Origin of the sequence: Mycolicibacterium fallax (assembly GCF_010726955.1) — a bacterium.
In the GTDB taxonomy this organism is placed as follows: domain Bacteria; phylum Actinomycetota; class Actinomycetes; order Mycobacteriales; family Mycobacteriaceae; genus Mycobacterium; species Mycobacterium fallax.
The window spans coordinates 1,106,700-1,132,696 of the sequence record NZ_AP022603.1; the positions used below are offsets into that span (position 1 = coordinate 1,106,700).

A 25,997-nucleotide genomic window follows, 5' to 3' on the forward strand; every position below is an offset into this window, starting at 1 on the left:
GGCGCCGTCGGGGTGCCGGGGTGAGCTACGCCGCGTTGTCCGCCGCGCGCCGGCGTCGGTCACCGGCGGCGGCGCGCGCGGGCGCTGAGGTACAGGCAGATCGCCGCCGCCGAGGCGACGTTGAGGCTCTCGGCGTCGCCGGGCATCGCGATCCGGACGCGGTGATCGGCCGCCGCGGCCAACGCGCCGGGCAGGCCGTGGGCCTCCGGGCCGAACACCCAGGCGGTCGGGGCGGCCAGCAGCCCGTCGGCGTCATCGAGGTCGATCTCACCGTCGAGCGTGGTGGCCAGGGTCTGCAGGCCGGCGGCGCGCAGCGCGGCCAGCGCGGCGTCCGCGTCGGGCTCCACCAGCACCGGGATGCCGAAGATGCTGCCGGCCGAGGACCGCAGGCATTTGCCGTTGTACGGGTCGACGCTGTGCCCGACCAGCACCACCGCGTCGGCGCCCATGGCGTGCGCGGTGCGGATCATGGTGCCGGCGTTGCCCGGCTCGGACAGCCCGACGGCCACCAGCACCAGCCGAGGTTCGGACAGGTCGGCGACCGTGGTGTCGGGGACCGCGCAGACCGCGACCAGGCCGGGCGGGGTGACGGTCTCCGAGAGCGCCTTTGCCGCCCGCGCGGTGACCGGGTGCACCGGGATCGGCGCGCCGGCCAGCAGGTCGGCGTGCCGCTCGGCGGCCTCCGCGGTGGCGAACAGCTCCAGCGCCAGGCCGCGGGCCAGGGCGCCCTGCACCAGATTGGGTCCCTCGGCGAGAAAGCGCCCGGCACGTTTTCGGCCCGGGTGCCGCAGCAGCTTGGCTGCCGCGACCACCCGGGCCGAACGTTCGGTCAGTGCCGGCTGGGCCGTCAGGCTCAGGCCGCCTCTCCGGAGGGCGCGTTGACGTCGGCCGGCAGGGCGGCGCGGGCGACCTCGACCAGCGCGGTGAACGCGGCGGCGTCGCTGACGGCGATCTCCGCCAGGTTCTTGCGGTCCACCTCGACACCGGCCAGGCGCAGGCCCTGGATCAGCCGGTTGTAGGTGATGTCGTTGGCGCGGGCCGCGGCGTTGATGCGGGAGATCCACAGCTTGCGGAACTCACCCTTGCGGGCGCGGCGGTCGCGGTAGGCGTAGGTCAGCGAGTGCAGCTGCTGTTCCTTGGCCTTGCGGTAGAGCCGGGACCGCTGACCGCGGTAGCCCTTGGATGCCTTGAGGACGCTGCGCCGCTTCTTCTGGGCGTTGACCGCCCGTTTCACGCGTGCCATTGGGGTATTTCCTGTTCGTCGGTGACTGCTGGTCTACGGATTCGGGTACGAGTGCTCGCGGCGTCAGCCGTTGAGCATCTTGTTGATCCGCGCGTGGTCGTTGGCGGAAACCTCGGTGCGGCCGTCGAGACGACGGGTCCGCTTCGACGCCTTGTGCTCGAGCAGGTGCCGGCGGCCGGCCTTCTGGCGCACGATCTTGCCGGTGCCGGTACGACGGAACCGCTTGGAGGCTCCGCTGTGGGTTTTGGCCTTGGGCATGGCTGTCCTTCGGGTTGTTGGAGTGTGGAGTTCTGGGGCGGGTGCTAGGACCCGGTGGCGTTCCCGTCGCCGGCCGGTCCGCCGGCCTGTCCGCCGGACTGCTCGGCGGCCTGGGCGCGGGTCTTGGCCCCGCGGTGCGGGGCCAGCACCATGGTCATGTTGCGGCCGTCCTGCTTCGCGGAGGTCTCGATGTACCCGTACTCGGCGACATCGGTACCCAGTCGCTGCAGCAGCCGGAAGCCCAGTTCGGGGCGGGACTGCTCGCGGCCGCGGAACATGATGGTCACCTTGACCTTCGACCCGGCCTGCAGGAAGCGCGTCACGTGACCCTTCTTGGTCTCGTAATCGTGGTCGTCGATCTTGGGCCGCAGCTTCTGTTCCTTGACCACGGTCTGCTGCTGGTTCTTCCGGGACTCGCGCGCCTTCTGCGCGGTCTCGTACTTGAACTTGCCGTAGTCCATGATCTTGCAGACCGGCGGCCTGGCGTCGGGGGCAACCTCGACGAGGTCCAGATCGGCATCCGCGGCGACGCGGAGTGCGTCTTCGATGCGCACGATGCCCACCTGCTCCCCACCGGGGCCGATCAAGCGAACTTCAGGTACACGAATGCGCTCGTTGACGCGGGTCTCAGTGCTGATGTGGCCTCCCTGGCTCGGTCTGTCTGTGTCGGACCGGGCCGGGGCCGGAAGCCAGTGGGATCGCTCCACCGGCAATGCTGTTCGGATGAACAGAAAAGCCCTGCCGAAGCAGGGCCCAATGCCGACCAGTCGCGGCGTCAGCCGCCCGCACCCGCGATAATCGGGAGCGGAACCTGGCATCTGTCGATGCCGGTGACCGGACCGCTGCACCGGGGGTGAGCGGTGGGAGTTGGGACTCCACTTGCTGTCCTGGCGGGAACCGGGACGGTCGCACATGGGAGTCTAGCAGCCATGACCGATGATCCGAGAATCGAAGACCAGGCCCCGGTCCGGGAACTCGCCGAAATCCCCGCCGTCGAGGTGATCACCCGCTCGGCGGTGATGCTGATGAGCGCGGCCGCCGAGAAGATCGGGCTGTCCGCTGAGGATCCCGACAACAGCCCGCACCGCGACCTGGACGAGGCCCGCCGGCTGATCACCGCGCTGGCCGGCCTGGTCACCGCCTCGCTGGAATACCTCGGCCCGCACGCCGGGCCGCTGCGCGACGGGCTCAAGAGCCTGCAGCTGGCCTTCCGGGAGGCCAGCGTCGACCCCGAGGAACCGGGTCACGGTCCGGGCGAGAAGTACACCGGCCCGGTCTGGTGAGACGGGTAGCGTGGCGTCATGCCCGCTGACGATGTTCCCTCGGCACCCGAGGTCGTCGACGACGCCGTCGAACCCCTGGAAGCGACGATCGTCGACGCGGCGGTCGTGTTCGAGCCCGTCGAGACCGGCGCGTTGCCGGCAGACGCCGGTTACGACGCCCGCGGCGTGCCGACCTTCGAGATGGTCCGGGAGAAGATCGAAACCCGGTTCGGCACGTCGGTCGGCGCCACCGAGCTGGCGTCGGAAACCCCCGAGGGCCGGCGCGTCGAGGAGCAGTTCGACGCCCGCCAGCAGGCCGCCACCGAGAAGCTGGAGCAGATCCGGCGGTCGATGAAGGCCGCCGAGGACTCCTGAGCCTCGACACCACCGCTCCCGGTCGGCGCGGCCGGCCATAACTCCCAGCGCGGCGGCATATCCTCGCTGCTCATGAGGTCCGTCAGTCCCCCGCCGCAGGCCGGCCGCACCGGGGGCAGCTTCGCCTGGGTGCCCGCCGCGGTCGCGGCGTTCATCGGCGTGATCGCCACCCTGTCGCTGATCGCCAGCGTGTCCCCGCTGTTCCGGTCGGTGATCGAGGTACCGCGCGAGTACGTCAACGACTACATCTTCAACTTCCCCGACACCAGCTTCGCCTGGGCCTTCGTGCTGGCGCTGCTGGCCGCCGCGCTCGGCGCCCGCAAGCGGATCGCCTGGTGGATCCTGGTGGGCTACCTGGCCGCCTCGATCATCCTCAACATCGCCGGCCTGGGTGACGCCCACGAGGGCGCCGTGCAGGAAGCCGGCGAGATCATCGGCCTGGCCACCCAGATCGTCGCCCTGATCCTCGTTGGCCTGGCCTACCGCCAGTTCTGGGCCCGGGTGCGGCGCGCGGCGCTGGTCAAGGCCGTCGCGACGCTGATCGCGGGAATGGCCGTCGGGATCGGCCTGGGCTGGGGGCTGGTCGAGCTGTTCCCCGGCACGCTGACCCGTGCCGACCGGCTGCCGTACGTCGTCAACCGGGTGGTGGCCTTCTCCGGCTTCGGCAACGATGCCTTCGACGGGCACACCCACATCTGGGTCAACGCCCTGCTGGGATTGTTCGGGGCGCTGGCGCTGATGGTCGCCGCGATCGTGCTGTTCCGCTCCCAGCGCGCCGACAACGCGCTGACCGGCGACGACGAGACGGCCATCCGGGCACTGCTGGACCAGTACGGCAAAGACGACTCGCTGGGCTACTTCGCCACCCGCCGGGACAAGTCGGTGGTGTTCGCCCCCAACGGCCGGGCCGCCATCACCTACCGGGTGGAGGTCGGGGTCTGCCTGGCCAGCGGCGATCCGGTCGGCGACCGGCGGGCCTGGCCGGCGGCCATCGCCGAATGGCTGCGGCTGTGCCGCAGCTACGGCTGGGCCCCCGGGGTGATGGGCGCCAGTGCGGCCGGGGCCAAGGCCTTCCACGACGCCGGCGTCAACGCCCTGGAGCTCGGCGACGAGGCGATCCTGCACCCGGACCGGTTCAAGTTGTCCGGACCGGAGATGGCGCCGGTTCGCCAGGCCGTCACCCGCGCCCGGCGCGCCGGGCTGACCGTGCGGATCCGGCGGCACCGCGACCTGAGCCCCGCGCAGCTGGCCGAGGTGATCGGGCACGCCGACGCCTGGCGCGACACCGAGACCGAACGTGGCTTCTCCATGGCGCTGGGCCGGCTCGGCGACCCCGACGACGGCGACTGTCTGCTGGTGGAGGCGGTCCGGGAGGTGGCCGACGGGGCGGTGGCCGGGGAGGTGGCCGGGGAGGTGGTGGCGATGCTGTCGCTGGTGCCGTGGGGCGCCACCGGGGTGTCGCTGGACCTGATGCGGCGCTCCCGGCAGTCCCCCAACGGCACCATCGAGCTGATGGTCAGCGAACTCGCGCTGCAATCCGAACGCCTCGGCATCACCCGGATCTCACTGAACTTCGCCATGCTCCGGTCCGCCTTCGAGGAGGGGGCTCAGTTGGGGGCCGGTCCGGTGGCCCGGCTGTGGCGGCGATTGTTGATGTTCTTCTCCCGCTGGTGGCAGTTGGAGTCGCTGTACCGGTCCAACATGAAGTACGGCCCGGAATGGGTGCCGCGCTACTTCTGCTACTCCGATGCTCGGCTGGTCCCCCGGGTCGGGGTGGCCTCGGTGATCGCCGAGGGATTCCTGGTCCTGCCGTTCAGCCGCCGCAACGAGCAGCACACCGGCCAGCACTCGACGGTGCCGCGCAATGTGGCAGCCGAGGCGCCGACGGCCGATCACGGCACCGAGGACCCGGCCGTCGGCGCCGACGGCCGGCGGCTGCCCGAACAGGTGCGGGTGCGGATGGCCAAACTTCAGGAGCTGACCCGCCGCGGCGTCGACGCCTACCCGGCCGGCGAACCGCCCAGTCACACCGTCGAGCAGGCGCTGGCCGCCGCCGACGGGACCGCGGTGACCGTCGCCGGCCGCATCCTGCGGATGCGCGACTACGGCGGTGTGCTGTTCGCGCAGGTCCGCGACTGGTCCGGCGAGGTGCAGCTGCTGCTGGACGACAGCGCCGGGTGCCCGGTGCAGGACTTCACCGGCGCGATCGATCTCGGCGATCTGGTCGAGGCCAGCGGAACCATCGGCGTCAGCCGCAACGGCACCCGGTCGCTGCTGGTGACCGGCTGGAGGCTGATCGGCAAGTGCCTGCGCCCGCTGCCGGACAAGTGGAAGGGCCTGACCGATCCGGAGGCCCGGGTTCGGGCCCGCTACGTCGACCTGGCGGTCAATCCGGACTCGCGCGCCCTGATCACCGCCCGCAGCCAGATCCTGCGCGCCATCCGCGACACCCTGTTCGACGACGGGTTCCTGGAGGTGGAGACGCCGATCCTGCAGCAGATCCACGGCGGTGCCAACGCCCGACCGTTCCGCACCCACATCAATGCCTACGACCTGGACCTCTACCTGCGGATCGCGCCCGAGCTCTACCTCAAGCGGCTGTGCGTGGGCGGGGTGGAGCGGGTGTTCGAGCTCGGCCGGGCGTTCCGCAACGAGGGCGTGGACTTCAGCCACAACCCCGAGTTCACCCTGCTGGAGGCCTATCAGGCACACGCCGACTACCGCAGCTGGATCGACGGTGCCCGGGCCCTGATCCAGAACGCGGCGATCGCCGCCAACGGCAGCGCGACGGTGCTGCGGCCCGACGCCGACGGCCGGCTGTGCCCGGTCGACATCTCCGGGCAGTGGCCGGTCATCGCGGTGCACGACGCGGTGTCGGCGGCCCTCGGCGAGCACGTCGAACCGGGTACCGATCTGGCCACCCTGCGCCGGTGGTGCGACGCGGCCGGCATCGGCTATCAGGACGGCTGGGACGCCGGGGCGGTGGTGCTGGAGATGTACGAGCATCTGGTCGAGGACCGCACCGAGGCGCCGACGTTCTACATCGACTTCCCGGCGTCGGTGTCGCCGCTGACCCGGCCGCATCGCAGCCGGCCCGGGCTGGCCGAGCGCTGGGACCTGGTGGCCTGGGGAGTCGAGCTGGGCACCGCCTACAGCGAGCTGACCGACCCGGTGCTGCAGCGGCGCCGGCTGCAGGAGCAGTCGCTGCTGGCCGCCGGCGGGGATCCGGAGGCGATGGAGCTCGACGAGGACTTCCTACAGGCGCTGGAGTACGCGATGCCGCCGACCGGTGGGCTCGGCATGGGCGTGGATCGGGTGGTCATGCTGATCACCGGCCGCAGCATCCGGGAGACGCTGCCGTTTCCGCTGGCCAAACCGCGCTGATTCAGCTGGGGCGCGGCGGCCTTATCGGTTCGCAGCGCTCTCACAGCGACCGGCAAGTTTGCCGGTTCAGGATGAGGCCGTGACCCCCACCACCGGCGTGACCCTGCTGGCCGATGTGCCGCAGGTTTTTCGGCAGCACATCTCGTTGATGCACGGCTGGATTCCGGTGACCGCGCAGGTGCTGGCCGCGGTGGCGCTGGTGCTGGCGGTCGGGCTGCGGATGCGCACCCGGCGGTGGTGGCTGCTGAGCATGCCGGTCGCCGCGGCCGTCGGCGTCGGGCTCGCGTTGTTCGCCCGGTCCTACATCTCCAGCGGCGGTTACGCCGGCGACCCGGCCCCGCGCGGGCTGTGGATCTGGACCGCGCTGACCGGCCTGGCCGCGGTGGTGCTGGTGGCCGGCTGGCCCGGTTCGCGCTGGTGGCGGCGCGCCGCGGCGGTGTGCGCGGTGCCGCTGTGCCTGCTCAGCGCCGGGCTGGCGCTCAACCTGTGGGTGGGCTACTTCCCCACCGTGCAGACCGCGTGGAGTCAGCTGACCGCCGGGCCGCTGCCGGACCAGACCGATGAGGGGACGGTGTCCGCGCTGGCCGCGACGGCGGCGCGGACCAAGACGCTGCCGGCCAGGGGCAGCGTGCTCAAGGTCGACATCCCCGCCGACGGGTCTGGGTTCAGGCATCGCGACGAGCTGGTGTACCTGCCGCCGGCCTGGTTCGGCAGTGTGCCCGCGCCCGCGCTGCCGACGGTGATGATGATCGGCGGCGAGTTCAACACGCCGGGCGACTGGCTGCGAACCGGGGCGGCGATCGAGACCGTCGACGCGTTCGCCGCCGCGCACGACGGCAACGCGCCGGTGCTGGTGTTCGTGGACTCCGGCGGCCAGTTCAACAACGACACCGAATGTGTCAACGGCCCCCGCGGCCGCGCCGCCGACCACCTGGTCAACGACGTGCGACCGTACCTGATCTCGAGGTTCCAGGTCAGCGCCGCCGCCGCCAACTGGGGGGTGGCGGGCTGGTCGATGGGCGGCACCTGCGCCGTCGACCTGGTGACCATGCACCCGGACAAGTTCAGCGCGTTCGAGAACATCGCCGGGGACATCGCCCCGAACGCCGGGACCCCGGAGCAGACGCTGCGCCGGCTGTACAACGGGGACCGGGCCGCGGCGGCGTCGTTCGACCCGGCGACGGTGATGAGCCGGCACGGACGCTATGCCGGGATCTCCGGTCGCTTCGACGTCAACGGCACCAGCCGGACCGCGCACGGCCCGGCGATCATCAATGCCGCGGCCGGGACGCTGCCGGGCGCCTCCGACCAGTTGCTGGCGGCGCAGACGCTGTGCGGGCTGGGCCGGGCCAACGGCATCGACTGCGCGGTCGTCGAGCAGCCCGGCCGGCACGACTGGCCCTACGCCGCGGCGGCGTTCAAGGCGTCGCTGCCGTGGCTGGCCGGGGTGCTCGGGACCCCGGGCGTCGACCGGGTGCCGGTCGGCTACTCCGAGGTGACGCCGGATCCGGCGCCGCGGCCGGTGGAGGCCGCGGGGCGGTAAGCGGGGCGCAGCGCGGGCTCGCCACGTTGCACGTCACGGGGCGCTGCGCGGGGCTCGTCGGCTCAGGCGTCCACGCAGCCCCGGCAGCCTCAACTGGACCACGGGCCCCACATTCGGACGTAGGGGCTGAGTGCCCGGCTATGAGCGACGGATTCTCGGCGGCAGCGACACCGTCTCACCCCGAGCGACAGCCTCCCCCCGCGCGCCCGCTGCTCCCCCGCCAGCCCGCGATCTCGTGTGTGAAAATATTTTCACTGTCGAGCGCGAGAGTGAAAATATTTTCACACAGTACGGGCCGGGCGGCCGGGCGGTCGTTTCCGAAGGCGGCTCAGGACGTCTTCGACGCGGTGGTCTTGCGCGGGGCCTTCTTGGCGGCCGACGCGGTCTTCGACGCCCTCTTCACGGCAGCCTTCGACGCCGTCTTCGCGGCTGGCGCAGGTGCTGACGTCACAGCAGCAGCCGCCTTGGCAGCCGACCTCGCAGCAGCCTTCACGGCCGGCGCAGGTGCTGACGTCGCCGTCGCCTTCGCAGCGGTCGCAGGCACCGCCTTCACAGCGGCCGTCGCCGTGGCAGCCGGCGCAGTAGCCGCCACCCCCGTCGACGCGACCGCGCCGCGACCGGCCAGCATCTCGGCCAGGAACTTGCCGGTGTAGCTGGCCGGCACCGCCGCGAGGTCCTCGGGGGTGCCCGCGGCGACGACCATGCCGCCGCCCGAACCGCCCTCGGGCCCCATGTCGATCAGCCAGTCGGCGGTCTTGATCACGTCGAGGTTGTGTTCGATGACGATCACCGAGTTGCCCTTGTCGACCAGCCCGTTGATCACCTTCAGCAGCTTGCGAATGTCCTCGAAGTGCAGCCCGGTGGTCGGCTCGTCGAGGATGTACACGGTCCGCCCGGTGGAGCGTTTCTGCAGCTCGGCAGCCAGCTTCACGCGCTGCGCCTCGCCGCCAGACAGCGTCGGGGCCGGCTGGCCCAGCCGCACGTAGCCCAGCCCGACGTCGACCAGCGTCTTGAGGTAGCGGTGGATCGAGCTGATCGGCTCGAAGAACCCGGTCGCCTCCTCGATGGACATGTCCAGCACCTCGGCGATGGTCTTGCCCTTGTAGTGCACCTCGAGGGTCTCCCGGTTGTACCGGGCGCCGTGGCAGACCTCGCAGGGCACGTACACGTCGGGCAGGAAGTTCATCTCGATCTTCAGCGTGCCGTCGCCCGAGCAGGCCTCGCAGCGCCCGCCCTTGACGTTGAAGGAGAACCGGCCCGGCTGATAGCCGCGGACCTTGGCCTCCGTCGTCGCCGCGAACAGGGTGCGGATCTTGTCGAACACCCCGGTGTAGGTGGCCGGGTTCGACCGCGGGGTCCGCCCGATCGGCGACTGGTCGACCCGCACCAGCTTGTCCACCCGGTCCAGCCCGTTGATCCGGGTGTGCCGGCCCGGCACCATCCGCGCGCCGTTGAGCTTGTTGGCCAGCACCGTCGCCAGGATGTCATTGACCAGCGTCGACTTGCCCGACCCGGACACCCCGGTGACCGCGGTCAGCACCCCGAGCGGGAACGCCACGTCGATGTCGCGCAGGTTGTGCTCACGCGCCCCGACCACCGTCAGCGCCCGGGAGTGGTCGACGGGCCGGCGGATCTGCGGCACGTCGATGCTCTCCCGGCCGGCCAGGTAGGCCCCGGTGATCGAGTTCGGGTTGGCCAGCAGCTCGGCGTACGGCCCGCTGTGCACGACGGTGCCGCCGTGCTCGCCCGCGGCGGGGCCGATGTCGACCACCCAGTCCGAGGAGGCGATGGTGTCCTCGTCGTGCTCGACGACGATCAGCGTGTTGCCCAGGTCGCGCAGCCGGGTCAGCGTCTCGATCAGCCGCCGATTGTCGCGCTGGTGCAGTCCGATCGACGGCTCGTCGAGCACGTAGAGCACCCCGACCAGGCCGGAGCCGATCTGGGTGGCCAGCCGGATGCGCTGCGCCTCGCCGCCGGACAGGGTGCCGGCTGCGCGTTCCAGCGACAGGTATTCCAGCCCGACGTCGAGCAGGAACCCCAGCCGGGACTGCACCTCCTTGAGCACCTGCCCGGCGATCGCGGCCTCGCGCGCGCCCAGGGTCAGGGTGTTGAGGAACTCCGCGCAGTCCGAGATGGACAGCGCGCAGACCTCGGCGATCGACTTGGCGCCCAGCTCCCCGGCGGTCAGCGTCACCGCGAGGATCTCCGGCTTGAGCCGGGTGCCCTGGCACTGCGGGCACGGCACGTCCCGCATGAAGCCCTCGAGCCGCTCCTTCATCTGCTCGGATTCGGTCTGTTCCATCCGGCGCTGCAGGTAGGCCAGCACGCCTTCGAAGTCGGCGTAGTAGGACCGGGTCCGGCCGTAGCGGTTCTTGTAGCGGACGTGCACCTGCTCGTCGCAGCCGTCGAGGATGGCCTTGCGGGCCTTGGCCGGCAGCTTGCGCCACGGGGTGTCGACGTCGAAGCCCATCGACTCGCCCAGCCCGGCCATCATCCGGGTGAAGTAGTCGGCGGTGTGGCCCATCGACCACGGGGCCACCGCGCCCTCGGCCAGGGTGAGGTCCGGGTCGGGCACCACCAGCTCCGGGTCGACCTCCTTGCGGATGCCCAGGCCGACGCACTCCGGGCAGGCGCCGTAGGGCGAGTTGAACGAGAACGACCGCGGTTCCAGGTCGTCGACGGCCAGCGGGTGCGCGTTGGGGCAGGCCAGCTTCTCGGAGAACCGCTGCTCGCGGTGCGGGTCGTCGTCGGCGCGGTCGACGAACTCCAGCACGACGATGCCGTCGGCCAGGTTCAGCGCGGTCTCCACCGAATCGGTGAGCCGCTGCTTGGCGGTCGCCTTGACCGCCAGCCGGTCGACGACGACCTCGATGTCGTGCTTCTCCTGCTTCTTCAGTTTCGGCGGATCGGTCAGCGGGTGCACCACCCCGTCCACCCGGACCCGGCTGTAGCCCTGGGTGTTGAGCTTGTCGAACAGGTCGACGAACTCGCCCTTGCGGGTGCGGACCACCGGCGCGAGCACCTGGAAGCGCAGCCCCTCGTCCATCGCCAGCACCTGGTCGACGATCTGCTGCGGGGTCTGCCGGGCGATCCGCTCACCGCAGACCGGGCAGTGCGGGGTCCCGGCGCGGGCGTACAGCAGGCGCAGGTAGTCGTAGACCTCGGTGATGGTGCCGACCGTCGAGCGCGGGTTGCGGTTGGTGGACTTCTGGTCGATGGACACCGCCGGGGACAGCCCCTCGATGAAGTCGACGTCGGGCTTGTCCATCTGGCCGAGGAACTGCCGGGCGTAGGCCGACAGCGATTCGACGTAGCGGCGCTGACCCTCGGCGAAGATCGTGTCGAAGGCCAGCGAGGACTTCCCGGAGCCGGACAGCCCGGTGAACACAATGAGGGCGTCGCGGGGCAGATCAAGGTCGACACTGCGCAGGTTGTGCTCGCGCGCACCCTTGACAATCAGCCGGTCTGCCACCGATTCCATCTCCGATCTGCCCGGGCTTTTGATCTGCCCGGACGAAAGCCTGCAATAGCCCGCCGTCCATGCTAGGCGGCGGCCCCGACAAGTAATCTCTACGCCCATGACCGTCGTCTCGGACAGCTACACCGGCCACGTCGATGCGGGCACCGGCGCACGCCGCCGACTGCCCGGCGCGACCATCATCAAGCTCTCGGTCGGCCCGATGGACAACAACGCCTACCTGATCAGCTGCGCAAACACCGGCAAGACGCTGCTGATCGACGCCGCCAACGACGCCGACACGCTGCGCGCGGTGATCGCCGAGGACGCCCCCGATGTCGCGCTGATCCTGACCAGTCACCAGCACCTGGACCACTGGCAGGCGCTGGAGGCCGTCGCCGCGGCCACCGGCGCCCCGACCGCCGCGCACGAACTCGACGCCGGCGGGCTGCCGGTGCGGCCCGACCGGCTGGTCGCCGACGGCGACACCATCGAGGTCGGCGACCTGCGCTTCACCGCCATCCACCTGCGCGGTCACACCGAGGGTTCGGTGGCGCTGGCGCTCGGCGGCGACGCCACCGGCGGGGTCACCCAGATCTTCAGCGGCGACTGCCTGTTCCCCGGCGGCGTCGGCAAGACCTGGGCCGACGGCGACTTCGAGCGACTGCTCGGCGACGTCAGCACCAAGCTGTTCGACCGCTACGGCGACGACACGGTGATCTACCCGGGCCACGGCGACGACACCACGCTGGGCGCCGAGCGCCCGCACCTGCAGGAATGGCGCACCCGCGGCTGGTGAGCGCCGCCGGGTATGACACCGCCGGGTATGACACCGCCGGGTATGACACCGCCCCGCCGGATCACCGGGATGCGGCGGGGCGGGGTACGACGGGTCAGCTGGTGTGGACGATCAGCACGTCGCACTTGGCCTTGCGGGCCACGTTCGCCGGAACCGAGCCGAGCAGCCGGCCGGCGATGGTGCTGAGGCCGACGTTGCCGACGACGAGCAGGTCGGCGTCGATGTCGCCGGACAGCTCGACCAGGGCGTCGACCGGGGCGCCGACGATGGCGCGCTCCTCGACCGCGAACGCGCCTGCGGCCTTGGCCCGCTCGGTGGCCTCCTGCAGGATGGCGTAGATGGGGGCGTTGCCCGTCATCTTGTAGCCCTCATCCTTGAGGATGTCGGCCGCGCGCGAGTCGTCGTGGGTCGGGAAGTAGGCGGTCGCGATGACCACCTTCGAGCCCTCGCCCGAGGCGAGCGCACCGGCCCGCTCCACGGCAAGCAGCGACGAGTCCGAGCCGTCCGTGCCGACCAACACGGTCTTGTAGCCGCTCATCCATAACCTCCATGAATTCTGATGCATAAGTTTGCACAGCCAATCCGAAACATTAACCCCTTGGGCGCCGCAAGGCGGTCAATTCCGACACGGCGTACGCCCCCGCCGCCCCGGGATTACCGCATCGAGCAGGGTGTTCGCCGCCGACGCGGCCCGGACGTGAGCTTGCCGACAGGTGATCGGCGTCGCAGGCTCGCCGGTGACCTGCGATTTCGCCGGCCGGTGTTGTCGCCCCGGCCACATCACCGCCGCGGTCGTGCCAAGATCGGGCTATGGGTGATTTTCTGCTCCGCACCGCGCTGGTCGGCGTCGCACTGTGGGTGGTGTCGCTGATCGTGCCGGGTGTCAGCTTTGTCGGCGGCGACAGCACCGCCGCGCGGGTCGGCATCATCTTCGTGGTGGCGGTGATCTTCGGTCTGGTCAACGCGGTGATCAAACCGATCGTGCAGTTGCTGGCGATCCCGCTCTACATCCTGACGCTGGGCCTGATTCACGTGGTGATCAACGCGCTGATGCTGTGGATCACCTCCTGGATCACCGAGCACACCACGCACTGGGGACTGCAGGTGGACCCGTTCTGGTGGCAGGCGATCTGGGGTGCGATCGTGCTGTCACTGGTCAGCTGGGGGCTGTCCACGCTGGTCAGGGGGTAGTTCGCCAACCGGCGGACGGGGCCCGGGCAACCCGACTACCGTCAGCCGCATGTCGACGCTCAACGGCCTGCCGGCCCATGTCCTGCTCGTCCATTTCACCCTCGTCCTGGGGGCCCTGACGGCGATCCTGGCGATTCTGTGCGCGGTGTGGCCGGCCGCTCGGCGCCGCTTCGTGTGGCTCACCCTGACCCTGGCGGCGGTCACCGCGGTGCTCACGCCGCTGACCATGGAGGCGGGCGAGTGGCTGGAGGACCGGGTGACCGGCTCGGAGGCGCTGGAGCGGCACGAGGACCTCGGCAAGACCATGCTGTACGTCGCGATCGCGCTGGTCATCGCCGCGATTCTGGTCGCGGTGCTGCACCGGTGGGCGATGCCGACGGTGCCCGCGGTCCTGGTGGCCGTCGTCGTCGTCGCGCTGAGCGTCGGGGCGGCCGCGCAGTTGATGCGGATCGGCGAGAGCGGCGCCGAGGCCGCCTGGGGCGAGGTGGTGTCGGGCAGTTCGGCCGACGGCGACTGACCTCCCGATCGCGCCGATCCGCCGAGCCGGACCGGCACAGCGGCTACCCTGGGCCCGGTGAGTCCGGCAAGCATTCCCGGCGGCGTCGTGCACGACCTGCCCGACGACCTGGCCGCCGCGCTCGGCGCCAACGCGGTCGCCCTGGACGCCTGGCGCGACATCACCCCGCTGGCCCGCAACGAGTTCATCTGCTGGGTGACCGACGCCAAGCAGGCCGCCACCCGCGCCCGCCGCATCCGCCGCACCCAGGAGGAGCTGGAGGAGGGCAAGCGCCGGCCGTGCTGCTGGCCGGGCTGCGCGCACCGGGAGCGGACCGGAAAGCCCTAGCCGGCGCCACAGCGGGTACGCGTACTGCTCGAGGTGGCGCGGCGCACCGCCCGGCCCGCCGGCTCAGCTGTAGCTGGCCACCGGCGGGCAGGCGCAGACCAGGTTGCGGTCCCCGAACGCCCCGTCGATGCGCCGCACCGGCGGCCACACCTTGGGCCGGTAGCCGGCGCCCAGCGGGTAGGCCGCCTCCTCGCGGGTGTACGGGTGCGCCCAGTCGGCGACCAGCAGCGACTCGGCGGTGTGCGGGGCGCCGCGCAGCGGATTGTCCTCGACCGGCCAGAGGCCGGCGCCGACCTTGTCGATCTCCCCGCGGATGGCGATCATCGCCTCGCAGAACGCGTCGATCTCGGCCCGGCTCTCGCTCTCGGTGGGCTCCACCATCAGGGTGCCGGCCACCGGGAAGCTCATCGTCGGGGCGTGGAAACCGTAGTCGGCCAGCCGCTTGGCCACGTCGTCGACGGTGACGCCGGTGTCCTTGGTGATGCCGCGCAGATCCAGGATGCACTCGTGGGCGACCATGCCGTTCTCGCCGGTGTAGAGCACCGGGAAGTATTCGTCGAGCCGCCGGGCGATGTAGTTGGCCGAGGCGATCGCGGTCAGCGTCGCCTCGCGCAGCCCGGCCGCGCCCATCATCCGGATGTAGGCCCAGGTGATCGGCAGGATCGAGGCCGACCCGTAGGGCGCCGCCGACACCGGCGCGCCGCCGGCCAGCCCGGGAGCCATCGGGTGCCCGGGCAGGTACGGGGTCAGGTGCGCGCGCACCGCGACCGGGCCGACGCCCGGCCCGCCGCCACCGTGCGGGATGCAGAACGTCTTGTGCAGGTTGAGGTGGCTGACGTCGCCGCCGAACCGGCCCGGCCGGGCCAGCCCGACCAGCGCGTTCAGGTTCGCCCCGTCGACGTAGACCTGGCCGCCGGCGTCGTGCACGGCGGCGCAGATGTCGGTGATGTCATGCTCGAACACCCCGTGCGTGGACGGGTAGGTGATCATGATCGCCGACAGGTTCGCGGCGTGCTCGGCGATCTTGGCCCGCAGGTCGTCGAGGTCGACGTCGCCGTTTTCCCGGCAGCCGACCACCACCACCCGCATCCCGGCCAGCGCCGCCGAGGCCGCGTTGGTGCCGTGCGCGCTGGACGGGATCAGGCAGATGTCGCGGTGCGATTCGCCGCGCGCGCCGTGGTAGGCGTGGATCGCCAGCAGGCCGGCGTACTCGCCCTGCGAGCCGGCGTTGGGCTGCAGCGACACCGCGTCGTAGCCGGTGACCAGGGTCAGCCAGTCGGTGACGTCGGCGATCAGCTTGCGCAGGCCCGGGGTGTCCGAGGCCGGGGCGAACGGGTGCTGGCGGCTGAACTCGGGCCAGGTGATCGGCTCCATCTCGGCGGCCGCGTTGAGCTTCATGGTGCACGACCCCAGCGGGATCATGGTGCGGTCCAGCGCCAGGTCCTTGTCCGAGAGCGCCCGCAGGTAGCGCATCATCGAGGTCTCGGTGCGGTAGTCGTGGAACGCCGGGTGGGTCAGGTACGACGAGGTCCGGGCCGGCTCCGGGCCACCGGCCGGCGCGGCGGCCGCCGGCTCGGCGCCGAACGCCTCCAGCACGGCGGCCACGTGCGCGTCGCTGGTGGCCTCGTCGCAGGACAGCGACACGTGGTCGGCGTCGGCCCGCCACAGGTTGATGCCGCGGGCCTTGGCCGCGGCGATCACGGCGTCGGCCCGCTCGGGCACCCGGACCAGCACGGTGTCGAAGAAGTTGTCGTGCACGACGGCCGGCCCGAGCGCCGCGGCGATCCGCGCGGCATGACCGTGCACCCGGGCCGCGATCGCGGCCAGCCCGTCGGGGCCGTGATAGCTGGCGTACATCGCCGCGACGACGGCCAGCAGCACCTGCGCGGTGCAGATGTTGGACGTCGCCTTGTCCCGGCGGATGTGCTGCTCACGGGTCTGCAGCGCCAGCCGGTAGGCCGGCGCGCCGTCGGCGTCCACCGACACCCCGACCAGCCGGCCGGGCAGCTGGCGGGCGTGCCGGTCGTGCACGGCCAGGTAGCCGGCGTGCGGGCCACCGAAGCCCATCGGCACGCCGAACCGCTGCGAGGAGCCGAACGCCACGTCGGCGCCCATCTCGCCGGGCGAGGTGATCAGGGTGGCGGCCAGCAGGTCGGCCCCGATCGCCAGCAGCGCACCGGCGCGGTGCGCGGCCTCGGCCAGCGCCGACCAGTCGGTGACCCGGCCGCTGGCGCCGGGCAGCTGGGCGATGACGCCGAAGAACTCGCCGGCGGCCAGCCCGTCGGGCAGCCCGGCGTGCAGGTCGGCGGTGACGATCTCGATGCCGAGCGGCTCGGCCCGGGTGGCCAGCACCGCGGCGGTCTGGGCGAACACGTCGGTGTCCACCAGCAGTCGCTGCCGCTTGCCCTTGCCGACCCGGTGCATCAGCGTCATCGCCTCGGCGGCCGCGGTGGCCTCGTCGAGCATCGACGCGTTGGCCAGGTCCAGGCCGGTCAGGTCGGCGATCATGGTCTGGAAGTTCAGCAGCGCCTCCAGTCGGCCCTGGCTGATCTCCGGCTGGTACGGCGTGTAGGCGGTGTACCAGGCCGGGTTCTCCACGATGTTGCGCAGCAGCACCGGCGGGGTCAGGGTGTCGTAGTAGCCCTGCCCGATCATCGACACCGCGATGGTGTTGGCCCGGGCCAGCTCGCGCAGCTCGCCGAGCGCCTGATGCTCGGTGGCCGGCGGCGGCAGCTCGGCCAGGCCGGGGGCCAGGCCCCCGGCACCGAGGGTGTCGAAGATGCCGGCCGGGACGGCCTTGGCGGCCAGCTCGTCGAGCGAGGCGACCCCGATGACGTCGAGCATCGCGGCCAGGTCGGCGGCGTCGGGACCGATGTGGCGGTCGACGAAGCGGGCGACGGACGCGGTGGCGGGCAGATCGGTCACGGGCGGCTCCTCGCGGACAACGGATACGCCGAAGAACCGGCGCTCCTCCCCCTCTGTCGTCCACCCGCAACCGGGCGCCTGAGAGATTCGGCCCGCTGCGGGCGGGCCTTTCCCCATGGGCGGGCGGGCAGGGCCGCCGCTTTCCAGAGGCATCGTGGTCGGGCGCGGTCCGGGGGCCTGAGAGGTTGACGGAGAGGTGTTGCTCCTTCGGCGTCCGTGACTGGCCGTCACGAAACTCTCCCGCGCACGGGCGATGCCCGGCCAGTTTACCCGGGCTGCGGCGACCACCGCGAATCACCCGAAGCCGGGGCGCCCGGCGCCGCGGTCAGCCGGTCTTGCGGTCCCGGCCGCGCCGGCGCGAGGCCAGCTCGTCCTCCGGGGCGGCGATCGCCTCGCCACCGTCGGCGCGCTCGCCCGGGAAGTCGGCGATGGTGCCGGTGAGCTCGCGCATCGCCCCGGACACCGCGATGCCGAACACGCCCTGACCGCCCTGCAGCAGGTCCACCACCTCCTCGGCGGAGGTGCACTCGTAGACGGTGGTGCCGTCGGAGAACAGCGTGATGTTGGCCAGGTCCTGCACCCCGCGCTGGCGCAGGTGGTCGACGGCGACCCGGATGTTGTGCAGCGAGATGCCGGTGTCCAGCAGCCGCTTGACGATCTTGAGGACCAGGACGTCCTTGAAGGAGTACAGCCGCTGGCTGCCCGAGCCGGCCGCGCCGCGGATCGAGGGCACCACCAGCGAGGTGCGCGCCCAGTAGTCCAGCTGGCGGTAGGTGATGCCGGCGATCTGGCAGGCGCTGGGCCCACGGTAGCCGATCAGTTCGTCGGGCACCGAGTCGTCGGGGAACAGGCCGGGTTGTACGGCCGCACCGTGCGAGGTGCCGAGATCCAGCTGCCCCTGACGTGGCTCTTCGCCCACCGTGGTTCCTCTCGCCGATCGTGCCGGTCCGGTCGCGTCACCCGCGTCCGGGCCAGGCAGCCCGAGTGTTCAAAGCATACGCTTGTCGTCCGACCGAACCGCCCAATCTCCCGCGGGGATTCGGGGTTCGGCCGACGGTGATCAGTATGGCCGCCGCACCGCATCGCGCCGCCGTCCCGCCGGGCGTGTCGGGCCCGGCGCGGGAGTTGAGACGGTTCCGTTACGCCCGCGCAACCCGGCGGCCCGGTCGCCCGGCCGGCCGCGTCGCTCAGGTGGCCTTGAAGTCGTCCGGGGAGATGCTGTCGAGGAACTCCTTGAACTTCTCCACCTCGTCCTCGCGCACCGGGCCGGAGTCCTGCTCGTCGGACTCGTCGGGAATGAACAGGCCGGCCTCGGCCAGCACCGCCTCCTCGACGTGGATCGGCACCCCGACCCGCAGCGCGATGGCCACCGCGTCCGAGGGCCGCGCCGACACCGTGACCTCGCCGTCGTCGAACACCAGCTCGGCGAAGAAGGTGCCCTCCTGCAGGTCGACCACCCGGACGCCGCTGAGGGTATGCCCCAGCGCGGTGATCAGATCGCGGATCAGGTCGTGGGTCAGCGGCCGGGCCGGCTCGACACCCTGCTGCTTCAGCGCGATCGCCGCCGCCTCGGACTGGCCGATCCAGATCGGCAGATACCGGTCCCCGTTGGCCTCGCGCAGCAGCAGCACGGGCTGATTCTGCGGCTGCTCGACGCGGATGCCGACCACCAAAACTTCACCCATCAGTGTCCGCCCTCCGGATGCTTGCAGCGACGTCGCGACCGTGCCAGGAACAGCACCGCCGAGTCTAGCGGTCAGCGCGGCAACACGTCAGCGCTGCAACGCGTCGCGCACGGCCGACCGGATCAGTGAGGTGTGCAGGGTGATGGCCAGCGCGGCCACCTCGCGGGCCAGGTCGTCGGCCCGGTCCCGGGCGCCGGCCTTGTCGGTCTTGACCAGCGGGCCGGCGATCTGCGCGATCAGGTCCGATTGCCGGTCGGCGGCCGAGCGGAACGCCCGCAGGTGCCGGGGTTCGACGCCGAAGTCGGCCAGGGCGTTCGCGCACTGCAGGATCACCACGGAGTGCTCGTCGAACAGCACCGCGCCGCGGCCCTTGAAGATCGGGGTGATGACGCCGGCCTTGGTCAGCGCGGTCAACAGATCCTCGGCCCGGCCGCGGGCAATGCCGGACGCCTCGACCAGGTCCTCCCGACTGAGCCGGACCACCCGGGCCGGGACCGCCGGCTCGGCGCCGACCAGCCGGGGCGCCCCGTAGCTGGTGGCCGCGGCGGGCAGTTCCCCGTCCGGCTGGGCGTCCAGCTCGGCCTTGATGACCTTCAGCGGCAGGTAGTTGTCGCGCTGCGCGGTCAGGATGTAGCGCAGCCGAGCCAGGTCGTAGGCGGTGTACTGGCGGTACCGCGCCGCGGTGCGCGCCGGTGTCACCAACCCCTCGGTCTCCAGGAACCGGATCTTGGAGACGGTGACGTCCGGGAAGTCCGGAAGCAGCTCGGCGAGCACCGCACCGATCGACATCCCGGGGATTCCGGGAGTATCGGGTGCTGTCACTAGTCCGTCTTGGGGCCGGTCAGGAACACCAGTCGGAACTTGCCGATCTGCACCTCGTCACCGTTGCTCAGCACCGAGGAGTCCACCGGCTCGCGGTTGACGTAGGTGCCGTTGAGGCTGCCCACGTCGACCACCTGGAACTCGCCGTTCTCCAGCCGGAACTCCGCGTGCCGACGGCTGACCGTGACGTCGTCGAGGAAGATGTCGCTGTCGGGGTGGCGTCCCGCCGAGGTCACCGGCTGGTCCAGCAGGAACCGGGATCCGGCGTTGGGGCCGCGCTTGACGACCAGCAGGGCCGAGCCGACCGGCAGTCCCTCGACCCCGGAGACGGCCGACTCGCCGCTGCCGGCGGCCGGAGCGTCCAGCTCCTTGAGAAAGTCCTGCCGGAAGACCGAGGTGGTCTCCACCGACACCTCGTCGGAGGTGTCGTCGTTGTAGTCCGTCACACGCTGCTCCTTACTGGCTGCTGTGGCGTAATCGCCGGTGGCTTCCCGCCGTCACCCTGCGCACTCGAACTTACCGTGCGACGGCCGTCCGATGTGGCCAGTGCGGTGAAACGGCGAGGAATCCGTTGGGGTGAACCGGGATCGGGCCGGATGCCAACCCTAGCAATCACTCATTCACTCAGGGTGTTGCGGTAACCGTCGGCGTCCAACAGCGTGTCGCCGGCCGCGGCGAACGCGTCGTCGGCGACCTCCAGGTCCAGCAGCCAGCCCGCCTCGTAGGGGGCCGAGTTGACCAGATCGGGGCTGCCGTCCAGGTCGGCGTTGACCGCGACGACCGTGCCGGTCAGCGGGGCGTACAGGTCCGACACCGACTTGGTCGACTCGACCTCACCGAAGGCCTCCCCCGCGGTCACCTCGGCGCCCACGTCGGGCAGCTGCACGAAGACGACGTCGCCGAGCGCGGCCTGGGCGTAGTCGGTGATACCGACCCGGATGATGTTGTCGCCGGCGCGGCGCACCCACTCGTGCTCCACGGTGTACTGCAGATCGGCGGGGATTTCACTCACGGTGTGCTCGCTCTCTGTCGGTGACGCGGGGACCGGGTCAGCCCGACGGCCGGGCTGTCACTTGACGGGCTGAGCGTATTGGCGTTGTTTCGGTTGCCGCAAGGCGGGCACCTCGACGTAGGTCGATTGGGTCACCGTCATGGCGCCGCCGACCCGCTCCACCGCATCGGAGGCCCCGCCCGGAATGTTCATCGCCGCGGCCAGCGTCGGCGGATCACCAATGGCCACAACGGAGTACGGCGGCGTCAGGGTCATCCCGTCGACCTGCAGCTGCCCCGGGTTGCCCAGCACCCAGGTGTCCACCCCGACCCGCACCGAGGTGGCTCCGGCGTCGATCTGCATGGTCTCGGCGCCGGCGGCGCGCAGCTCGTTGATGACATCGAAGAGCACCTCCGGGGACACCCCCTTGGCCGGGTCGGTGATGGTGATGGTGACGCCCGGCCCGCCGGCGCCGACGGTGCCGGTCATGATCGACAGCGCCGCCAGCCGGGCCCGGGCGTTCTCGATGGCGGCCTGATCGGAGCTGCCCGAGGCCTGCAGCGCGGCCAGCGTCCGGCGCAGCTCGGCGACCTCGGTGTTCAGCGTGGCCTCGCGCTGCTGCAGCGAGCCCAGCAGCGCCGCCAGGTCCGCGGGCCGGGCGGTGTCCAGGGCGTCGCCGGACTCGGTCTGGCGCACCTGGGTGACGATCGCGATGCCCAGCAGCAGGCACAGCAGCGCCGCCAGCAGACCGAACAGCCGCCCGGACCGGCGCGGCGGGGCCGCGGTGGTGTCGGGAGTTTCGAGCTCGGGGGTGTCTGGGCTGTCTGGTTCGGGGCTCTCGGGGGTGTCTGGGCTGTCTGGTTCGGGGCTCTCGGGGGTGTCGGTCACGGCGTCCTCACGCCCCGAACAGCCGGCGCCGCAGCGCCGCGGCGTTGCCGAAGATCCGGATGCCAAGCACCACGATGATCGCCGTGGAGAGCTGACTGCCCACCCCGAGCTGGTCACCGACCCACACGATCAGGGCCGCGACCAGCACGTTGAACACGAAGGACACCACGAACACCTTGGCGTCGAAGATGTGTTCCAGGTAGGCGCGCAGGCCGCCGAAGACCGCGTCGAGGGCCGCGACCACCGCGATCGGCAGGTACGGCTGGACGGCGTCGGGCACGCTGGGATGAAACACCAGGCCGATCACGATTCCGACCACGAGCGCTGCGATACCGATCATCGGTCACCGATCATGTCACGGCCCCAGTGCCCGGGCCACTCGGATGTCGCGCACCGATCCGGCCGGCAGGCTCAGCCCGTCGGCGGTGCCGACGTCGACCGACGCGCCGTAGGACGCCTCCAGCAGCCGCAGCCGCAGCAGCCCGGGACCGGCCTCGAAGTCGTCGCGCAGCCGGTTCGGCGGCCCGATCGCCAGCACCTGGTACGGGCTGGACACCGGGTGGTTGTCCACCAGAATCGCCCCGCCGGCCTGCCGCATCGTCGCGTTCGGGCCGATCCGCACCCCGCCGACCGAGACCGCCTCCGCGCCGGCCGCCCACAGCGAGTTGACCACCAGCTGCAGATCGCGGTCCAGGATGACCTGCCGGGACCCCGGCACCCGCTGCTTGGCGGCATCGGTGAGGTCGCGCTCGGCACCCGGGTCGCTGACCGTCACCGACAGTCCGGGGCCGATCACCGGGGTGCTCGCCGCGGCCAGCGCCAGCCCGTCCAGGCCGTCGAGCAGGCCGCGGCCGGTGGCGTCGGTGCGCAGCTGCCGTCGGGACAGCGCGTCGACCTCGGCGGCCAGCTCGTCGCGCTGGCCGGTCAGCGTGTCGTTGTCGGCCTCGGTCCCGCGCACGTCGCGGACCAGCACCTTCTGCGCCTCGGCCAGCCCGGGCTCCAGCGAGCGGGTGGCGGCGATCGCGGCGGCGAACACCGCCGCCAGCAGCAGCGCGGCGACGATCCGCCAGCCCAGGTCCGCGGCCCGGCCGCGCTCGGTGCCGGTGCGCACCCGGCGCGCGGCCATCGCCGCGTAGCCCGGATCGAGGTGCTGGGACAGCAGCTCGCGCAGCAGGTTGGGCACCGGCAGCCGCGACACCCGGGGGGTGTCGGCGGTCAGCCCGGCGCCGGGCGCGAAGCCGCCGAGCCGGGCGTCGCGGTCGTCCATCTCAGGCCGCCCGGGGCATCCGCAACACCAGCCGGAACTGCACCAGGTAGACCACGAACGACCACAGGTACATCCACAGGCCCCAGATCAGAAAGCCCCACCCGATCGCGGCGACGACCCGGCCCCAGGTCGCGTCGGCCTGCCCCAGCAGGATCAGCGGGAACGCCGACATCAGCGAGAAGGTGGCGGCCTTGCCCAGATAGATCACCGGCAGCGCGGTCAGCCCGCGGGTCCGCAGCACCGGCAGCATCGCCGCCATCAGCAGGTCGCGGCCCAGCAGGACCGCGATCACCGGCCAGCCGATCACCCCGGCCAGCGCGAACACCACCGGCACCACGACCATGTAGATCCGGTCGACCGCGGGGTCCAGCAGCGCACCCAGCCGGGAGTACTGATCCATCAGCCGGGCGATCTTGCCGTCGGCCCAGTCCGAGAAGCCGGAGAACATCAGCACCGCCGTCGCCCAGCCGTAGGCGTGCGTCACCACCATCAGGTAGCAGAACACCGGGATCAGCGCCAGCCGCAGCACGCTCAGCGCGTTGGGCACCGTCAGCACACGGTCCGGCGTCGGGGCGGACATGGAGGTCAACCTACTAGCGGAACACCCCGGGCAGGCTGAGCGCCGACATGGTGTCGTCCTGCATCGGGTTGTCGTGCACCATGTACGTCCAGGTCGACGTCGGCCGGGCCAGCTTGGACAGGTCCAGGCCCTGCTCCTCGGTGTCGACGGCGGCGGTCTCGAAGGTCTGCTGGGCGGCCTCGATCGCGTCGGCGGTCAGCGAGGTGAACGCGTCGACGCCGAGCCGGTGGAACTCATCGAGCGGGTTCTGCCGGCCCAGCGCCCGCAGGTGGATGCTCTCCCGGATGTCGGCCAGGTAGGCCAGGTGGTCGGCCCAGCCGCGGTCCAGGTGAAACAGCATGATCTGCCGGCAGGTGCGTTCCAGCTCGTCCTCCGACATCGTCTCGGAGAGTTCCTCGAAGCGCTCCGGGGACAGCTTCTCCAGCTCGTCGCGGGCGGTCGCGGTGGACAGCAGGGTGTTGCGGCGCTCCACCAGGATGGCGCGCTGCTGGGCGATCAGCTGGTTGTAGCGCCAGGTGTTGGCGTGCACGTCGAGCATCCGGCCGTCGGCCACCCGCTGGGCGTGGTCGATCAGGCCCAGCGCCTTGGCGCTGGTGATCCGGCCGTCGTCGTCGGTCTCCATCGGCAGCTTGGCCCGGTCCAGGTGGGACACCACCAGCTCGTCGTCCCAGCTGGCGAAGAACACCGACGAGCCCGGGTCGCCCTGGCGCCCGGACCGGCCGCGCAGCTGGTTGTCCAGCCGGGCGGTGTTGTGCCGTCCGGTGCCGACGACGTGCAGGCCGCCGAGCTCGACGACGGCGGCCTTCTTGGCGTCGTCGTCGGCGACGTCGGCGCCGCCGAGCCGGATGTCGGTGCCGCGCCCGGCCATCTGGGTGGACACCGTGACCGCGCCCAGCGCCCCGGCCTCGGCGATGACCTCGGCCTCCTCCTCGTCGTTCTTGGCGTTGAGCACGATCGCGGGCACCCCGCGGCGCACCAGCTTCTCGTGCAGCTCCTCGGATTCGGCGACGTCGTGGGTGCCGACGAGTACCGGCCGGCCGGTGCCGTGCACCTCGATGATGTGCTCGATGATCGCGTCGAACTTGGCCGCGCCGGTGATGTACACCCGGTCCGGCTCGTCCTCGCGAACGTTGGGGGTGTTCGGCGGGATCTGCGAGACCCCCAGCCCGTAGAACTGGCGCAGCTGCTCGCCGGCGGCCAGCGCGGTGCCGGTCATCCCGCACACCGTCGGATACCGGTTGATCAGGCCCTGCACGGTGATGGTGTCGAGCACCTCGCCGGTGTCGGTGGTTTCGATGCCCTCCTTGGCCTCCACCGCGGCCTGCAGGCCGTCGGGCCAGCGCTGCAGCGCGGCGATCCGGCCGCGGGAGGCGTTGATCAGCTGCACCGCGCCGTCGCGGACGATGTAGTGCACGTCGCGCTGCAGCAGCACGTGCGCGTGCAGCGCGACGTTGACCTCGGTCAACGTCGTCACCACGTGCTCCTCGGAGTACAGGTCGATGTCGCCGAGGGCCTTCTCGACCTTCTGCGCGCCGGCCTCGGTCAGGTGGATGTTGCGGCGGTCGGAGTCGGCGTCGTAGTCCGCGCCGGGCACCAGCGTCCCGACCAGCGCGACGATCTCCGGGCGCGGGGTCTCCCGGTGCGTGGTGCCGGCCAGCACCAGCGGCACCAGCGCCTCGTCGACCAGCACCGAGTCGGCCTCGTCGATCAGCGCGACGTCCGGGGTCGGCGACACCAGGTCGTCGACGTCGACGACCAGCTGGTCGCGCAGCATGTCGAAGCCGATCTCGTTGACCGAGGCGTAGGTGACATTGCAGCCGTAGGCGGCGCGCCGCTCGGCGGCGGTGGATTCGGCGGTGATCCAGCCGACGGTCAGGCCCAGCGCCTCGATCAGCGGGCCCATCCATTCGGCGTCGCGGCGGGCCAGGTAGTCGTTGACGGAGATGACGTGCACGTTGCGGCCGGCGATGGCGTAGCCGGCCGCGGCGATCGCGCCGGACAGCGTCTTGCCCTCACCGGTGGCCATCTCGACGACGTCGCCGGCCATCATCCGCAGCGCGCCCTCCAGCTGCACGTCGAACGGGCGCAGGCCGGTGGAGCGTTCGGCGGCCTCCCGGGCGATCGCCAGGAACTGCGGGATGTCGGCGGAGTCGGCCAGGGCGTCCAGGTTCAGCAGCCCGGCGGCCTTGACCAGCTGTTCGTCGTCGAGGGCGGCGGCCTTCTCGTCGAACTCGGCCGCGGCGGAGACCTCGGTGCGCGAGCGAGCCAGGTTCTTGTCGGCGCTGGCGCCCAGCAGCTTCCAGAACCGGCCGCTGAGCTTCCCCGATTTCGCCGATCGACCGGCCTTCTCCGGTTTGCCGGGGTTCTCGGCCGCGGCCGGCTCGGCGCCGCTTTCGGGCTGCTCGGACTTCTCGGGGGCCTTGGAACTCTTCACCACAGCACAACCGTACTTGAGGAGATGCGCGGAACCGCCAGCCAGCTGC

At 71.4% G+C, this 25,997-nt stretch carries 24 protein-coding genes, 1 pseudogene and 2 riboswitches; of the genes and pseudogenes, 8 read left to right on the plus strand and 17 right to left on the minus strand.

The window, feature by feature from the left end; translation table 11 throughout:
- Positions 1-59: 59 nt before the first annotated feature.
- From G6N10_RS05250 to infC, 4 genes are all read right to left on the minus strand, one after another.
- Positions 60-851: a TrmH family RNA methyltransferase gene (locus G6N10_RS05250; protein WP_407664017.1), complete on the minus strand. Its 792-nt coding sequence runs from the start codon at positions 849-851 to the stop codon at positions 60-62.
- A 2-nt stretch (positions 852-853) separates the two neighbouring features.
- Positions 854-1,243 carry a 50S ribosomal protein L20 gene (gene rplT, locus G6N10_RS05255; protein ID WP_085094797.1) on the minus strand — a complete coding sequence of 130 codons (390 nt, stop codon included), beginning with the start codon at positions 1,241-1,243 and terminating at the stop codon, positions 854-856.
- A 63-nt stretch (positions 1,244-1,306) separates the two neighbouring features.
- Positions 1,307-1,501 carry a 50S ribosomal protein L35 gene (gene rpmI, locus G6N10_RS05260; RefSeq protein ID WP_085094795.1) on the minus strand — a complete coding sequence of 65 codons (195 nt, stop codon included), beginning with the start codon at positions 1,499-1,501 and terminating at the stop codon, positions 1,307-1,309.
- A gap of 44 nt (positions 1,502-1,545) precedes the next feature.
- Positions 1,546-2,208 (minus strand): translation initiation factor IF-3, encoded by a 663-nt coding sequence (gene infC, locus G6N10_RS05265; RefSeq protein WP_109750465.1) that lies wholly within the window; start codon positions 2,206-2,208, stop codon positions 1,546-1,548.
- Between the two features lie 222 nt (positions 2,209-2,430).
- Between infC and G6N10_RS05270 the strand changes: the two genes are divergently transcribed.
- From G6N10_RS05270 to G6N10_RS05285, 4 genes are all read left to right on the plus strand, one after another.
- Positions 2,431-2,784, plus strand: coding sequence for a DUF1844 domain-containing protein (locus tag G6N10_RS05270; RefSeq protein ID WP_085094791.1), 354 nt, complete (start codon positions 2,431-2,433; stop codon positions 2,782-2,784).
- 18 nt (positions 2,785-2,802) lie between these two features.
- Positions 2,803-3,138, plus strand: a complete 336-nt coding sequence (locus G6N10_RS05275) for a hypothetical protein (protein ID WP_109750464.1) — start codon at positions 2,803-2,805, stop codon at positions 3,136-3,138.
- A gap of 72 nt (positions 3,139-3,210) precedes the next feature.
- Entirely contained in the window at positions 3,211-6,522 is a 3,312-nt protein-coding gene (gene lysX / locus G6N10_RS05280) for a bifunctional lysylphosphatidylglycerol synthetase/lysine--tRNA ligase LysX (RefSeq protein WP_163742235.1), read from the plus strand.
- Between the two features lie 148 nt (positions 6,523-6,670).
- On the plus strand, positions 6,671-8,065 hold the full coding sequence (locus G6N10_RS05285) for an alpha/beta hydrolase (protein WP_085094853.1): 1,395 nt from the start codon (positions 6,671-6,673) through the stop codon (positions 8,063-8,065).
- Between the two features lie 562 nt (positions 8,066-8,627).
- Here the strand turns inward: G6N10_RS05285 and uvrA are convergent.
- Positions 8,628-11,537: pseudogene (uvrA, locus tag G6N10_RS05290) on the minus strand (excinuclease ABC subunit UvrA); the annotation flags it as partial.
- 106 nt (positions 11,538-11,643) lie between these two features.
- On the opposite strand from uvrA, the gene G6N10_RS05295 reads away from it, so the two are divergent.
- Complete coding sequence (locus tag G6N10_RS05295; RefSeq protein WP_085094787.1) at positions 11,644-12,321, plus strand: MBL fold metallo-hydrolase; 678 nt, start codon at positions 11,644-11,646, stop codon at positions 12,319-12,321.
- 94 nt (positions 12,322-12,415) lie between these two features.
- Here G6N10_RS05295 and G6N10_RS05300 read toward each other — a convergent pair whose 3' ends face one another.
- Entirely contained in the window at positions 12,416-12,859 is a 444-nt protein-coding gene (locus tag G6N10_RS05300; protein WP_085094785.1) for a universal stress protein, read from the minus strand.
- A 272-nt stretch (positions 12,860-13,131) separates the two neighbouring features.
- On the opposite strand from G6N10_RS05300, the gene G6N10_RS05305 reads away from it, so the two are divergent.
- From G6N10_RS05305 to G6N10_RS05315, 3 genes are read left to right on the plus strand one after another with little or no spacing between them, the layout of a single operon-like run.
- The gene (locus G6N10_RS05305) at positions 13,132-13,512 is read left to right on the plus strand and encodes a phage holin family protein (protein ID WP_085094783.1); all 381 of its coding nucleotides are present in this window, start codon (positions 13,132-13,134) and stop codon (positions 13,510-13,512) included.
- Positions 13,513-13,561: 49 nt separating this feature from the next.
- Positions 13,562-14,029: a DUF2231 domain-containing protein gene (locus G6N10_RS05310; protein ID WP_085094781.1), complete on the plus strand. Its 468-nt coding sequence runs from the start codon at positions 13,562-13,564 to the stop codon at positions 14,027-14,029.
- A gap of 57 nt (positions 14,030-14,086) precedes the next feature.
- Positions 14,087-14,356: a YdeI/OmpD-associated family protein gene (locus G6N10_RS05315; RefSeq protein WP_085094779.1), complete on the plus strand. Its 270-nt coding sequence runs from the start codon at positions 14,087-14,089 to the stop codon at positions 14,354-14,356.
- 63 nt (positions 14,357-14,419) lie between these two features.
- Here the strand turns inward: G6N10_RS05315 and gcvP are convergent, their stop codons facing one another.
- The 11 genes from gcvP to secA2 form a co-directional block, all read right to left on the minus strand.
- The gene (gcvP, locus tag G6N10_RS05320) at positions 14,420-17,272 is read right to left on the minus strand and encodes an aminomethyl-transferring glycine dehydrogenase (protein ID WP_234810509.1); all 2,853 of its coding nucleotides are present in this window, start codon (positions 17,270-17,272) and stop codon (positions 14,420-14,422) included.
- A 52-nt stretch (positions 17,273-17,324) separates the two neighbouring features.
- Positions 17,325-17,434, minus strand: a riboswitch (glycine riboswitch).
- 2 nt (positions 17,435-17,436) lie between these two features.
- A riboswitch (glycine riboswitch) is annotated at positions 17,437-17,534 on the minus strand.
- A gap of 72 nt (positions 17,535-17,606) precedes the next feature.
- On the minus strand, positions 17,607-18,200 hold the full coding sequence (locus G6N10_RS05325; RefSeq protein ID WP_085094775.1) for a MerR family transcriptional regulator: 594 nt from the start codon (positions 18,198-18,200) through the stop codon (positions 17,607-17,609).
- Between the two features lie 268 nt (positions 18,201-18,468).
- Positions 18,469-18,966 carry a bifunctional nuclease family protein gene (locus G6N10_RS05330; RefSeq protein WP_085094773.1) on the minus strand — a complete coding sequence of 166 codons (498 nt, stop codon included), beginning with the start codon at positions 18,964-18,966 and terminating at the stop codon, positions 18,469-18,471.
- Between the two features lie 87 nt (positions 18,967-19,053).
- Positions 19,054-19,788 carry a transcriptional regulator FtsR gene (gene ftsR, locus G6N10_RS05335; protein ID WP_085094771.1) on the minus strand — a complete coding sequence of 245 codons (735 nt, stop codon included), beginning with the start codon at positions 19,786-19,788 and terminating at the stop codon, positions 19,054-19,056.
- Positions 19,788-20,234: a glycogen accumulation regulator GarA gene (garA, locus tag G6N10_RS05340; protein WP_085094769.1), complete on the minus strand. Its 447-nt coding sequence runs from the start codon at positions 20,232-20,234 to the stop codon at positions 19,788-19,790. Before garA ends, ftsR begins: the two co-directional genes overlap by 1 nt.
- Before the next feature lie 170 nt (positions 20,235-20,404).
- Entirely contained in the window at positions 20,405-20,800 is a 396-nt protein-coding gene (gcvH, locus tag G6N10_RS05345) for a glycine cleavage system protein GcvH (RefSeq protein WP_085094767.1), read from the minus strand.
- Positions 20,801-20,857: 57 nt separating this feature from the next.
- Entirely contained in the window at positions 20,858-21,733 is an 876-nt protein-coding gene (locus G6N10_RS05350; protein WP_407663969.1) for a DUF881 domain-containing protein, read from the minus strand.
- The gene (locus G6N10_RS05355; RefSeq protein WP_085094763.1) at positions 21,675-22,007 is read right to left on the minus strand and encodes a small basic family protein; all 333 of its coding nucleotides are present in this window, start codon (positions 22,005-22,007) and stop codon (positions 21,675-21,677) included. Before G6N10_RS05355 ends, G6N10_RS05350 begins: the two co-directional genes overlap by 59 nt.
- A 15-nt stretch (positions 22,008-22,022) precedes the next feature.
- Positions 22,023-22,934 carry a DUF881 domain-containing protein gene (locus G6N10_RS05360; protein ID WP_085094761.1) on the minus strand — a complete coding sequence of 304 codons (912 nt, stop codon included), beginning with the start codon at positions 22,932-22,934 and terminating at the stop codon, positions 22,023-22,025.
- A gap of 1 nt (position 22,935) precedes the next feature.
- On the minus strand, positions 22,936-23,514 hold the full coding sequence (locus tag G6N10_RS05365) for a CDP-alcohol phosphatidyltransferase family protein (protein ID WP_085094759.1): 579 nt from the start codon (positions 23,512-23,514) through the stop codon (positions 22,936-22,938).
- A 13-nt stretch (positions 23,515-23,527) separates the two neighbouring features.
- Positions 23,528-25,951: an accessory Sec system translocase SecA2 gene (gene secA2, locus G6N10_RS05370; RefSeq protein ID WP_263993617.1), complete on the minus strand. Its 2,424-nt coding sequence runs from the start codon at positions 25,949-25,951 to the stop codon at positions 23,528-23,530.
- Between the last annotated feature and the right edge of the window lie 46 nt (positions 25,952-25,997).